This window comes from Anaerobutyricum soehngenii (genome assembly GCF_009697165.1).
GTDB lineage: Bacteria > Bacillota > Clostridia > Lachnospirales > Lachnospiraceae > Anaerobutyricum > Anaerobutyricum soehngenii.
In genome coordinates this window covers 1-12,113 of sequence record NZ_VULP01000034.1, presented here as the reverse complement: position 1 = coordinate 12,113, position 12,113 = coordinate 1, and the positions used below count along the sequence as shown (strand labels likewise).

The following is a 12,113-nucleotide window of genomic DNA, read 5'->3' as shown; positions in this document are numbered from 1 at the left end:
AGCTATTCCCTGTCCTTTTCTTTTTGAATATATCTTCCCAGACGATACAAATTATGTTCGTACTGCTTTATATCCACTCTCATCTTCTCATAAACTCTGGTGTAATATCGCCTTATACATACAATATCCAGAACAACTATAATAACGTAAAGAATAACTGCATGAACAATATACTTTTGATAGGGAAAGCTCAATCCTCGTGACATAATATCTGTGTAAATGCCAAAACAATACAGCACCATCGCTAATATATAAGCCGCTGTAATTGCAATTACACTTTCTAACTGCTTAATATTCACATATGTTCTCTTACTGTAACCGTTTATTCTCAAATCCTTCTTTCCCGGACCCTCTTCATAAACCGCCAGCTTCGTCATTAATCTGACTTTCTTCGGATCAATCATAACTGTTCCTCGATTTCTAAAATCTTTTTAATCTATTTTAGTATAACATGAACTTTCTTCCAATTACAACGGTAAAATAAAGATTTCATATACTGATTTATGAGGGGAAACAGACGGAGAACAAAAATATTATATGAAATAGAATGTGAAGGTAGTCGCTGCATAGAAAATGCCTCGTCGGCATTTTTATTTGCTCCGACATCACATTCTAGTTCATATAATATTTTTGTTCTCCTGTTTGTTGACTCCAGATGGAATCAGTTATTTAATCTGTGGGAAAGAGGGGGCGACAGACGCTTCATTTTGCCTCAAAAAACGAAAACCATAGACTTCTGGGAAACCCCTTATTTTTTCCATACAAAATCCTGATTTCATCTGGCGCCAAAGAACAGAAAAGCAGAAATTTGATATAGAATAAAATGTGATGTCGGAGCAAGTAAAAATGCCAATCAGGCATTTTCTACGCCACGACTATCTTCACAATTTATTCTATATCAAATTTCTGCTTTTCGTTTCTTTAATCCATCAAATCAGGATCTGGAAATCTCTAAAATCTTGTATCTGGAAAATCCATCCGGACTCTCTACCTGAACAGTCTCTCCGACCTTAGCACCAATCAGAGCTTTTCCTAATGGAGATTCATTAGAGATAAGTCCTTTAAGAATATCAGATTCTGTAGAACCAACAATGCGATATTCTAATTCTTCGTCAAATTCTTCATCGTAAAACTTAATAGTGCTTCCGATACTTACTGTATCTTTATCATAAGCAGATTCATCAATAACTTCTGCGTTCTTGATGATCTTCTCAAGTTCTTCGATTCTTGCTTCCATAGAACGCTGCTCATCTTTAGCTGCATCATACTCTGCATTCTCAGATAAGTCACCCTGTTCTCTGGCTTCTTTTATCTTCTGTGCGATTTCTTTTCGTTTAACTACTTTGAGATCCTGCAGTTCATCTTCTAATGCCTGCATTCCCTTACTTGTCAGGATATGTTTCTTTGCTTCCACCATAATCTACACCTTTCTTTTCTGGTTCACTTAAAGTATCATTATAGTCCAAAAAAAATTCATTGTCAACGCATCAAAAGTTCTCTGAGCGCTTCTAAAGTTTCTACCTGGTTTACTTTATTTCGAAGAGAGGAAGAACCATGCATTCCTGTAGTATACCACGCTGTGTGTTTCCGCATCTCCCGGATTCCCATTTTCTCTCCTTTATACTTCACACTTAATTGTGCATGACGAAGGAGCATGGAAATCACTTCTTCCTCTGTAGGACGTTCCGGAATCTTCTCTCCGAAAAGTGCTGCCTTTATCTCTCGAAAGAGCCATGGATTTCCTTTTGCTCCTCTGGCAACCATAATTCCGTCACAACCTGTATATTCCCGCATTTTGACAGCATCTTCTCCGGTAAAAATATCACCGTTTCCGATAACCGGAATAGAAACAGCTTTTTTAACTTCTTTGATAATATTCCAGTCTGCCTCTCCGGTATAATATTGGACTCTCGTCCTCCCATGAACAGCAACAGCAGCAGCACCATTTTCCTCCATGATCTGTGCAAATTCAGGAGCATTGATATGGTCATCATCAAAACCTTTTCTAAACTTTACTGTAACCGGTAAACTTACTGCTTTAGAAACTTCTTTTACAATTCTTCCGGCAAGTTCCGGATTGAGCATTAATGCTGAGCCTTCTTTATTGTTCACAATCTTGGGAACGGGGCATCCCATATTAATATCAATATAAGAAAATCCCTTATTTTCGATTTTATGAGCCATTGCACCCATAAGTTCCGGCTCCGAGCCAAAAATCTGCACTCCGATCGCTTTCTCTTCTTCTTCTGTCTGCATAAGCGGCAATGTGTTCTTATTCCCATAAAAAAGTGCCTTCGCGCTGATCATCTCCGTAACCATCACATCTGCACCCTGTTCTTTACACAAAATTCGGAAAGGAAGATCTGTAATTCCCGCCATAGGAGCCAGAATCACTGGAAAATCTGTGCCATATATTTCTTTTACAGTCATGATTTAATCCTGTTTCTGCTTATCATAAATAATCTGCAGTCCCTTCAATGTAAGATTGGCATCATAGTAATTAATAAAACTTGTTTCCTTTGCAATCATTTTACCAAGACCGCCTGTTGCTACAACGTTGATCTTTCCAAGACCGCTTTCTTCCTTCATCTTACGGATAATGTATTCTGTCTGACCGATATATCCATAAACAAGACCACCCTGCATGCTTGTTACGGTATCTTTTGCAAGAATATTCTTTGGCTTTCTGATTTCAATTTCTGGAAGTTTCGCTGCCTGCTGCCAGAGAGCATTCGCAGAAGTACGGATTCCAGGGGATGTCACTCCTCCAACAAATCTGCCATCTTGTGTAATCAAGTCATACGTTGTTGCCGTACCAAAGTCAACAACGATAACCGGGCCACCATAAAGTTCATAACCTGCTACAGCATCCACAATTCGATCCGCCCCTGTTTCTTTTGGATTTGTTGTTGCAATACGGATTCCGGTACGGATTCCAGGGCCTACGATAATCGGCTTGAGACCAAAATATTTGATGATCGCACTGTTAAAAGAATGCATAACTGCCGGTACAACAGAGGAGATAATGACATCTTCCACATCTTTTGCCTCATATCCTTTATACTGAAGAGTATTTAAAATAAATACACCATATTCATCTGAAGTACGATTAATCTTTGTTCTCATTCGAAAAGTATCGCACAGCTTTTTCTCCTGAAAGATTCCTATCGTAAAATCTGTATTTCCAATATCAATTGCCAGTAACATCTTGTCCCTCCTGTAAGAAAAATACCCTGAAATATGTTTCCATATTTTCGAGGAGTTCTCTCTTTTCTGCACGTAGCTGTTTTATCTTAAGAACACTTCCTATCTCGTCAAAGAAGAAATCATCTTCCTTTGACTCCACAGTAAGATTAAGATTGCCTGTTTCATCAAATTCCAGTCTGAGAATTCCTCCCACATCTTCTGTAAAAAGAACGCACATAATCTGAAGTTCCTCTTTAATCTGCTTAGGAAGTGAATCAAATTCCGGATTAAAGTAAAAAATCTTCTCATAACTGCTGGAACCACATAATATTACTTTATCATCAAACATACTAACGCTCTCCTATACATACCCATAAATACCACGAACGGATACCTCACCGGAAAAAATATGTTCTTTTCTTCCCTCTGCATCCTGAACGATCAGCTCTCCTCGTTCATTAATACCAAGCGCTGTACGAATGATTTCCTCATCTTTTTTTATAATCTTTACTTCATGGTCTACATTCACAAGCTTCTTGTTATAATAATCTAAAAACGGGGATAAGTCCTGTTTCTCCAAAAACAGTTTATAATCTCTGAAAAAAGCTGTCAGAATTTCTGAAAGCAATACAGATCTTTCTATATTATGACCACTTTCCTTTTTAAGTGAAGTTGCCATATCTGCAATCTCTTCTCCAAAATTTATACGATTTACATTAATTCCAATACCAACCACAACATATGCAATGCTGTCAATCTCCATATTCATTTCTGTGAGAATACCACATACCTTTTTCTTATTAAGAACAATATCATTCGGCCATTTAATCTGGCAGCACTGTCCGGTCACCTTATCAATTCCTTCCGCAACTGCCGATGCCGCTACTAAAGTAAGCATGGAAACACAGTCTAACGGCAGTTCAGGTCGCAGCAGTATGGTAAAGAAAACATCTTCTCCTGACGGAGATATCCAGGTTTTTCCTCTTCGTCCCTTTCCGCGAGTCTGCTGGTCTGCCACATAGACACTTCCATCTGGCGCCCCGCTTTCTCCCCGGCGCTTTGCTTCTTCATTGGTAGAATCAATACTCTCAAAACAACATAACTCTCCCGGTATACAAGCTTCTTTCATAGAAGAAAGTATCTCTTCTGTTGTGAGCAGGTCCGGGCTTTGTAAAAGCCGGTAACCTTTCCGGGTCACCGACTCTATCTCATATCCCTCTTTTTTCAGACTGTTCATATACTTCCAAACAGCAGTCCTTGAAACGCCCAGCTCATCACAGATACGCTGACCGGATACAAACCCATTCTGCTGTTTCAAAAACTCTAAAATCTTTTCTTTCATTGATATCAAACCGTCTTTCCAGGTAAACTATCTTCCGAGAGTTGCCACCATCACAGCCTTAATTGAATGCATTCTGTTCTCTGCTTCATCAAACACAACAGAATTCTCAGAGCGGAAGACTTCATCTTCTACTTCTCTGATATCAAGACCCAGACGATCTCTCATATCTCGTGCAACGCTTGTTTCAAAATCATGGTATGCTGGCAGACAATGCATAAATAAGCACTTGTCGTTACCGGTATCTTTCATCATCTTCGTTGTAACTTTATAAGGAGATAACGCATTCACACGCACTGGATATAAATCTTCTGATTCACCCATACTTACCCAGATATCTGTATAAATAACATCGGAACCTTTTACATCTTCTGGATCGTGAGAAATTGTAATCGTTGCACCACTCTTCTTAGCAAGCTCCTGTGATACTTCAAGAACCTTAGGATCACATACGGTCTCTTTCGGTCCTACTGCCTTAAAATCGACACCCATGATCGCACTTCCATACATCAGAGCATACATTACATTATCAGATAAATCTCCAACAAATGTAAGCTTCATCTCATCTAACTTCTTATCAATATGTTCTTCCATTGTCATGAAATCTGCTAAAACCTGTGTAGGATGATCTACATCTGTAAGACCATTCCATACAGGAACACCGGAATACTTCTGTAAATCTTCTACGATATTCTGTCCGAATCCACGATACTCGATTGCATCATACATTCTTCCAAAAACCTTCGCAGTATCCTCGATTGATTCCTTCTTATTCATATGAGAGTTTGTAAGATATGTTACATGTGCACCCTCATCCATTGCCGCAACTTCAAAAGAGCAACGTGTTCTTGTAGAAGATTTATCAAAGACAAGCACGATATTCTTACCTTTAAGTTCTTCACCCTGAATACCCTTCTTCTTTTTTGCTTTAAGCTCATGAGCCAGATCCAGCATATAACGAATCTCATCTTTATTAAAATCCAGTAAAGTTAAAAAACTACGTCCTTTTAAATTCATCTTCTATTCCTCCAAGTCAAAACAACTTACTGCCTGTAATTACTATTTACATAGTAAAAGTATTAACAAAATTTATACTACATATGAAGAATAATGTCAATATTTCTAGTTTAATTCACTTAACAAACCATTCCTCTAAAAAGGATTATGTTTTTTAATGAGTGATATAATTCGCTATAAGGTTATTATCAAGTACTTCCTTACAGGTATCTATCAAACTCTGGGCACGATCCGAGTATTTCTGACAAAGTTTTTTGTTAAGGTTCTTTCTGCTGCCATCTAAAAGTGAGATTAATCTTCCACTTTCTACTGTTCCATCTTTTCCTATTGTAAACAGCATATTATCATCACTGGTAATAAAAGAACCTTCTCCTACATACGAAATCTGCGCTATGAAACCTTCATCTGCATTCAACAGATCATGTCCGAATACATAAGGTTGTTTTGTATCTAAGTCCATGAGATTTGCAATAGTCGGCATGATATCAACTTCCCCGCCAACCGTATCTACAACCTTACTTTCATTTAATCCTGGGACATGAATGATAAAAGGAACATTCAGCATCTCATCATAATCATATTCTTTTCCGAGAAAGTCTGTCATTTTCCAGCGAACAGATGGAGTTTCCTTATTCATCCCCTGATGATCTCCGTATATAGCGATCACTGTATTATCATACATATCATTTTCCTTGAGATATTCTATGAGTTTACCAAATGCTTCATCTGTATATCGAACCGTTTGCAGATAATTTCCAAAAGTACTACCTTCGTCACTGCTTTTTAATTTAAGACTCGCTAAAGACTGGTCTAGTTCATACGGAATATGATTGGTAAGTGTAATCATAAAACTGAAAAATGGCTGCTTCTTTGTTTTTAAAATATCGACCGCCTGCCGGAACATTTCCTTATCTGTAATACCAAATCCTGAAATCTGTGTTTTTTTCAGTTCTTCTTCTGAATAATAATGCTGAAATCCCTGATTTTTATATGCCTCACTTCGATTCCAAAATGTTTTCACATAACCATGGAATGCCAGTGCACTATATCCATTCTCACGAAACATCCAAGGTAAACCATTATATGTATTATCTACATACATACGATAACATTCCCTGATATCATTTGGATAAAGACCATTCAGTGCAGAAAATTCTGCATCAGCAGTATTTCCTACTCCTGTTGTTGAATAAAAATGATTGAAATAAATCGTATCATTCTTTAATATTTTATTTAAATTAGGGGTTATTTCCTGTCCATTATATGTTGCTCCCACTACAAAATTATTAAAAGACTCTGTCTGTATCAAAATCAGGTTCTTTCCCTTTGCCACCCCTTTATAAGCAGTTCCGGATGACTTCGGTACAATAACTTTCATTTTCTTTTGAATTGCCTTCTCATCAACAGAACTTCTCTTTAACTTTCCGACAACATTGACAACCACATCATTTGTGTGATACGTAAAAAATTCAATATGATTTACCTGCTGCACAGAGCGAAGATTCTGAGGATTTAATCCATAATAATACCATGCACATATTGCTACAATATAAATAATAATGTGAAATACACTCTTAATAAAAGAAACTGTAAATTCCTTTTCTTTCCACAAACTTTTAAAAGAAAGCTTTGCAGGCCAATGCTTTGCCAGTTCATCAAGCATTCCCTTCTTTCCTTTATTTCGAAGACGGTACCAGTACAAAACAAATGGATAGTCAATTAATGTCAGTAAACATCCCGGACTTACACTTGCCCCGATCACATTACCATCTCCTGCAATCTGTCCCAGACTTGTAACTTGATAAAGCTGATTGACCGATATATATTTTCCAAAATAACTGCTGTATGCCGCATCTGCCAACATAATCAATGTAATCAATGTGTACACAACGTAAAACCCATACCTTCTTGGTTTACTTTCTTTAAAAGAAAATACCTCAAATACACAAAATAAGAATAACAAACTTAACAATGGAACGTCATAAATACTTAACATATCCAGTCTTTTTGTCTGCCAGTAATATATAAACATCTTTAAAATCAATACCGGATACACTAACCAGTAGTGCGCCAGTAGTTTTTTTATTATTGCTTTCATAATTTTCAAACACACTCTAATCTGTAATTTCTAACATTCGGGTATTAACTTAAATCCCGAATTTCTTCTAATCAAATCTAATCAAATCTAATCAATAAAACTGTAAACGCATTCTGAAAAGAAAGAAAATCTCATCAAAATAATTGATGAGATTTCTCGATAGTACTTTTATCATCTGGCTTCTGCCTTACTTCTCGGTAGTATCTGCTTCTTCTACTGTGTCTGGCTGTGTTGCTACTTCTTTAATAGAAGTAACGAGTCCGGCAAGATTCTGAATCTCAGATGGAATAATAATCTTTGTTGCCTTTCCATCTGCTACTTTCTCTAATGCCTCTAATGATTTAAGCTTAATAACTGCTTCGTCTGCTCCGGCTTCTCTGATTGCTCTAAGACCGTCTGCAGTAGCTGTCTGCACTTTAAGAATCGCTTCTGCCTGACCTTCTGCTTCACGAATCATCGCTTCCTTCTTCGCTTCCGCATTAAGAATAGCGGCTTCCTTCTCTGCTTCTGCTTCGAGGATCGTAGATTCTTTATGACCTTCTGCACGAAGAATGGAAGACTTCTTCTCCCCTTCTGCACGAAGAATCGCTTCACGACGTTCTCGTTCTGCTTTCATCTGCTTCTCCATGGCATTCTGAATTTCTGTCGGCGGAATAATGTTCTTAAGTTCCACACGATTCACCTTGATTCCCCATGGGTCTGTTGCTTCGTCTAACGTAGCACGCATCTTTGTATTGATCGTCTCACGTGATGTTAACGTAGAGTCGAGTTCTAAATCACCGATAATATTACGCAATGTTGTTGCTGTCAGATTCTCGATTGCCATGATTGGATTATCTACTCCATAAGCATACAGCTTCGGATCTGTAATCTGGTAATATACAACTGTATCAATACGCATTGTTACGTTATCCTTTGTAATAACCGGCTGTGGTGCAAAATCAACAACCTGTTCCTTTAATAAAACTTTCTTTGCAACGCGGTCAATAAACGGTACCTTAAAATGCATACCAACAGACCATGTTCCATTATATGCACCAAGTCTCTCAATAACATATGCCTGTGCCTGCGGTACGATTCTCACACAGGATGTTACGATATACACAACTAACAGTATTATGATAATCATAAAAATCGTTCCAAATACTCCCATATATTCACTCCTCCTTCTGTTTACCTTACATCGGCTTTACAATTACCTTCACTCCAGAAATAGATTCTATGCTGACCTTCTGCCCCTCATGAAGCTTTACCTCATCGGAAATGCTTCTTGCTGTCCAGATCTGTCCTCTCACCTTCACCTGTCCCTTTGCATTCAGGTTATCAATATCCTGTGTTACAAGTCCAGTCTGACCGATCAGACTGTCTACATTCGTCTTAATCGTTCTGCTGTTAACATACTTCAAGGCCCATGGTCTTGTCAGAATCAGAAGAATCACTGATATAACGGCAAATGCGATAATCTGACTCCACAATGGCAGAGAAACGGCAGCCATTACTGCACCTACCAGAGCACCACCGGCAAACCATATCGTAGTAAGACCCATCGTCATAATCTCGATCACAACAAAAACTGCCGCAGCTACCAGCCAATACATCACTGTCATACTTCCACCACCTTTCTTTACAGTAGAATATTTCCATCTGTGTATCTACCCCTATTCTATCCTATCCTCTATAAGAAGTAAACTAAAAGTTTCTTAATTTTAAATAATAATTTAAATAATAAGATATACCAGCCAGGCTGCAAGCCAGGCTATAGTACACTGCATTATGACAATTCCTATTGTCTTTAATGTCGAATTCATTTCTCTTTTAATTGCGGCTATCGCTGCAACACAAGGTGTGTATAATAATGTAAATACAAGGAAACTTGTTGCAGAACGAACAGTAAATAATGTGCCAAGTGCGGCAGATACATGCGCTGCATTCGTTCCAAGTAAAACACTAAGTGTAGAAACTACCGCTTCTTTCGCAGTGATTCCTGTTACAAGCGCTGTAGAAATTCTCCAATCTGCAAAACCAAGTGGTTTAAAAATTGGTGCGATCAAATGTCCAAGCATTGCAAGCAAACTATTTGCGCTGTCTGTTACAACATTCAATCTGCTGTCAAATGTCTGTAAAAACCAGATGATCATCGAGGCAAGAAAAATAATCGTAAAAGCTCTTTCTAAAAAATCTCTTGCTTTTTCCCACATCAAAAGCAATACACTTTTAAACGATGGAAAACGATAATTCGGAAGTTCCATAACAAATGGCATCGGTTTCCCTGTAAAAAGAACTCTTTTAAAAATTAATGCCATTAATATTCCAACTGCAATTCCTCCAAAATAAAGGCAGGACATAACAAGTACTCCTCTATGTGGGAAAAAGGCGGCTGTAAATACCGTATAAATCGGTATTTTTGCCGAACAGCTTATAAATGGAATAAGCATGATCGTAAGGTTTCTGTCTCTTTCTGAAGAAAGAGTCCGACTTGCCATTACCGCAGGTACAGAACAGCCAAATCCAAGGAGCATTGGTACAAAGCTTCTTCCTGACAAACCAATCTTACGCAGGAACGTGTCCATAACAAAAGCAATCCTTGCCATATATCCTGTATCTTCTAATATAGATAAAAAGAAAAACAATATTAAAATGATAGGAAGGAAACTCAGCACACTTCCGACTCCGGTAAAAATTCCATCAATAACAAGACTCTTTACAACAGGATTAATTCCGTAATTTGTAAGCAGCTGGCTCGTCCCTCTTGAAGCCCAGTCAATTCCTGCACTTAATGCATCACATAAAAATGACCCGAACGGACCAAATGTCATCCAGAAAATAAATACCATAATTGCCGCAAATACCGGCAATGCCAGAAATCGGTTTGTAAGTATATTGTCTATTTGTACACTTCGTTCATATTCCTTGCTGACCTGACACTTTACTACGGACTTTTCACAGATATTTTCAATAAAGCTATAACGCATGTCTGCCATTGCTGCATTCCGGTCAAGACCCCTGTCTGTCTCCATCTCGATAATACTGTGTTCCATCATTTCAAGCTCATTATCAGAAAGTTTTAACTGTCTGATGATATCCTGATCCCCTTCAATTACTTTTACAGCCGCAAAACGTCCATTCATTCCAATCCTGCTCGCATGATCTTCCAGCTGATGATATAGACCATGGATACAGCGATGCACCGGACCTGGTGTACAAAAATCATAAACCTTCGGATACTGTTTATTCTCGGCAACTTCACACGCCGTATGGATCAAGTCTTCCACTCCCTCATTCCGAATCGCACTGATCGGAATAATCGGAATACCCAGTAAGCGGCTCATTTCCTTTACATTAATAGAACCACCATTATTCCTTACTTCATCCATCATATTTAATGCCAGCACCATCGGAATTTTCATCTCAATAAGCTGTAACGTAAGATACAGGTTTCTCTCAATATTCGTAGCATCTACTATATTAATAATTCCATCCGGTTTTTCCTTCAAAAGAAAATCTCTCGTAACAATTTCCTCATTTGTATACGGACGGAGTGAATAAATTCCCGGAAGATCTACAACAGATCCTTCCGCAGAACCAACAGAAAACTTTCCCATCTTCTGATCTACTGTCACACCCGGAAAGTTACCAACATGCTGATTAGAGCCAGTCATCTGATTAAATAATGTTGTCTTTCCGCAGTTCTGATTACCAATCAAAGCAAATATCACTGAACAGATTCCTCCTTCAAGATTATTTTTTCTCCATCCTCTTTTCGAATCGTAATATCATATCCTCGAAGATGAATTTGTATCGGGTCTCCCATCGGTGCCATCTTAAGCACTTTCACTTTTGTTCCCGGAATAAGGCCCATATCTAAAAAACGGCAGCGTAAATCTCCTTCTCCCCCCACCGTCTCAATTACTCCTTCTTTTCCCACAGGTAACTGTGCTAACGTCATTTCAAATTCCTCCTGTAGTTTGTTATGTACTGATTTTTAGAATAAGTTGTATCTAATCAGTCATAGTATAAGCTTATTGATATTTTTTTTCAATACCCGCCGTCCTGTATAACAAAAAAGTGTATAATACGAACTATTATTCTAAATGGTCGAATACTATGAAAATAAAAACAAAATAAAATTGTATTTTTTTAAATTTTCTATCGCTTTTTTTATAAAAATGTATTATAATATAATTAGATTAATTCATTTCATGTATTCTGAATAGGATTAATCACTATACTTTGCATAACAGGGAAAGGAAGAATATTTTCGACTCGTTGGTCGTCGAAAATATATCTTCCTTTTTCTTTTGTTATAAAAAGAACTTCAGACCATAATACTTTTCAAGTCGAGCAGCGTAAGTGGTAGATAGTGCGTACCTTGACAAAATTTTAGACCGCCAAACGGCGGTCTTATTTTTTCTCTGTCTTTCTGCATTTCTCTGGAAGATTTGGTGACCATGGCAACAGGTCCTCACAAAAACT

12 protein-coding genes are annotated in these 12,113 nt (G+C 37.8%); all 12 read right to left on the bottom strand.

The genetic code is table 11. The features are described 5' to 3' along the window. Nucleotides 1–2 precede the first annotated feature (2 nt). Nucleotides 3–404, bottom strand: a complete 402-nt coding sequence (locus tag FYJ25_RS12655) for a hypothetical protein (protein ID WP_096238998.1) — start codon at nucleotides 402–404, stop codon at nucleotides 3–5. A 530-nt stretch (nucleotides 405–934) separates the two neighbouring features. Next, the gene (greA, locus tag FYJ25_RS12650; protein ID WP_096238997.1) at nucleotides 935–1,417 is read right to left on the bottom strand and encodes a transcription elongation factor GreA; all 483 of its coding nucleotides are present in this window, start codon (nucleotides 1,415–1,417) and stop codon (nucleotides 935–937) included. Nucleotides 1,418–1,479: 62 nt separating this feature from the next. Further along, nucleotides 1,480–2,430: a tRNA dihydrouridine synthase DusB gene (gene dusB / locus FYJ25_RS12645; RefSeq protein ID WP_154581436.1), complete on the bottom strand. Its 951-nt coding sequence runs from the start codon at nucleotides 2,428–2,430 to the stop codon at nucleotides 1,480–1,482. Between the two features lie 3 nt (nucleotides 2,431–2,433). Next, nucleotides 2,434–3,207: a type III pantothenate kinase gene (locus tag FYJ25_RS12640; RefSeq protein WP_021906200.1), complete on the bottom strand. Its 774-nt coding sequence runs from the start codon at nucleotides 3,205–3,207 to the stop codon at nucleotides 2,434–2,436. Then, the gene (locus tag FYJ25_RS12635; protein WP_021906201.1) at nucleotides 3,191–3,535 is read right to left on the bottom strand and encodes a DUF6145 family protein; all 345 of its coding nucleotides are present in this window, start codon (nucleotides 3,533–3,535) and stop codon (nucleotides 3,191–3,193) included. Before FYJ25_RS12635 ends, FYJ25_RS12640 begins: the two co-directional genes overlap by 17 nt. A gap of 12 nt (nucleotides 3,536–3,547) precedes the next feature. Beyond that, nucleotides 3,548–4,528: a biotin--[acetyl-CoA-carboxylase] ligase gene (locus FYJ25_RS12630; RefSeq protein ID WP_154581435.1), complete on the bottom strand. Its 981-nt coding sequence runs from the start codon at nucleotides 4,526–4,528 to the stop codon at nucleotides 3,548–3,550. A gap of 27 nt (nucleotides 4,529–4,555) precedes the next feature. Beyond that, nucleotides 4,556–5,542: an ornithine carbamoyltransferase gene (gene argF / locus FYJ25_RS12625; RefSeq protein WP_096238994.1), complete on the bottom strand. Its 987-nt coding sequence runs from the start codon at nucleotides 5,540–5,542 to the stop codon at nucleotides 4,556–4,558. 154 nt (nucleotides 5,543–5,696) lie between these two features. Further along, complete coding sequence (locus FYJ25_RS12620; protein ID WP_154581434.1) at nucleotides 5,697–7,640, bottom strand: LTA synthase family protein; 1,944 nt, start codon at nucleotides 7,638–7,640, stop codon at nucleotides 5,697–5,699. A gap of 187 nt (nucleotides 7,641–7,827) precedes the next feature. Continuing rightward, entirely contained in the window at nucleotides 7,828–8,769 is a 942-nt protein-coding gene (locus tag FYJ25_RS12615) for an SPFH domain-containing protein (protein WP_408608975.1), read from the bottom strand. A 49-nt stretch (nucleotides 8,770–8,818) separates the two neighbouring features. Next, a complete protein-coding gene (locus FYJ25_RS12610) occupies nucleotides 8,819–9,247 on the bottom strand; it encodes an NfeD family protein (protein WP_021906206.1) in 429 nt (142 codons plus the stop codon). 111 nt (nucleotides 9,248–9,358) lie between these two features. After that, the gene (feoB, locus tag FYJ25_RS12605; RefSeq protein ID WP_330578364.1) at nucleotides 9,359–11,356 is read right to left on the bottom strand and encodes a ferrous iron transport protein B; all 1,998 of its coding nucleotides are present in this window, start codon (nucleotides 11,354–11,356) and stop codon (nucleotides 9,359–9,361) included. Next, nucleotides 11,353–11,586: a FeoA family protein gene (locus FYJ25_RS14420; RefSeq protein ID WP_167513827.1), complete on the bottom strand. Its 234-nt coding sequence runs from the start codon at nucleotides 11,584–11,586 to the stop codon at nucleotides 11,353–11,355. The genes feoB and FYJ25_RS14420 overlap by 4 nt, the downstream gene beginning before the upstream one ends. Between the last annotated feature and the right edge of the window lie 527 nt (nucleotides 11,587–12,113).

Bases quoted from the DNA above. Each gene is read 5' to 3' on its own strand.
- FYJ25_RS12655 (WP_096238998.1), bottom strand. From the start codon at position 404: ATGATTGATCCGAAGAAAGTCAGATTAATGACGAAGCTGGCGGTTTAT.
- greA (WP_096238997.1), bottom strand. From the start codon at position 1,417: ATGGTGGAAGCAAAGAAACATATCCTGACAAGTAAGGGAATGCAGGCA.
- dusB (WP_154581436.1), bottom strand. From the start codon at position 2,430: ATGACTGTAAAAGAAATATATGGCACAGATTTTCCAGTGATTCTGGCT.
- FYJ25_RS12640 (WP_021906200.1), bottom strand. From the start codon at position 3,207: ATGTTACTGGCAATTGATATTGGAAATACAGATTTTACGATAGGAATC.
- FYJ25_RS12635 (WP_021906201.1), bottom strand. From the start codon at position 3,535: ATGTTTGATGATAAAGTAATATTATGTGGTTCCAGCAGTTATGAGAAG.
- FYJ25_RS12630 (WP_154581435.1), bottom strand. From the start codon at position 4,528: ATGAAAGAAAAGATTTTAGAGTTTTTGAAACAGCAGAATGGGTTTGTA.
- argF (WP_096238994.1), bottom strand. From the start codon at position 5,542: ATGAATTTAAAAGGACGTAGTTTTTTAACTTTACTGGATTTTAATAAA.
- FYJ25_RS12620 (WP_154581434.1), bottom strand. From the start codon at position 7,640: ATGAAAGCAATAATAAAAAAACTACTGGCGCACTACTGGTTAGTGTAT.
- FYJ25_RS12615 (WP_408608975.1), bottom strand. From the start codon at position 8,769: ATGATTATCATAATACTGTTAGTTGTGTATATCGTAACATCCTGTGTG.
- FYJ25_RS12610 (WP_021906206.1), bottom strand. From the start codon at position 9,247: ATGACAGTGATGTATTGGCTGGTAGCTGCGGCAGTTTTTGTTGTGATC.
- FYJ25_RS14420 (WP_167513827.1), bottom strand. From the start codon at position 11,586: ATGACGTTAGCACAGTTACCTGTGGGAAAAGAAGGAGTAATTGAGACG.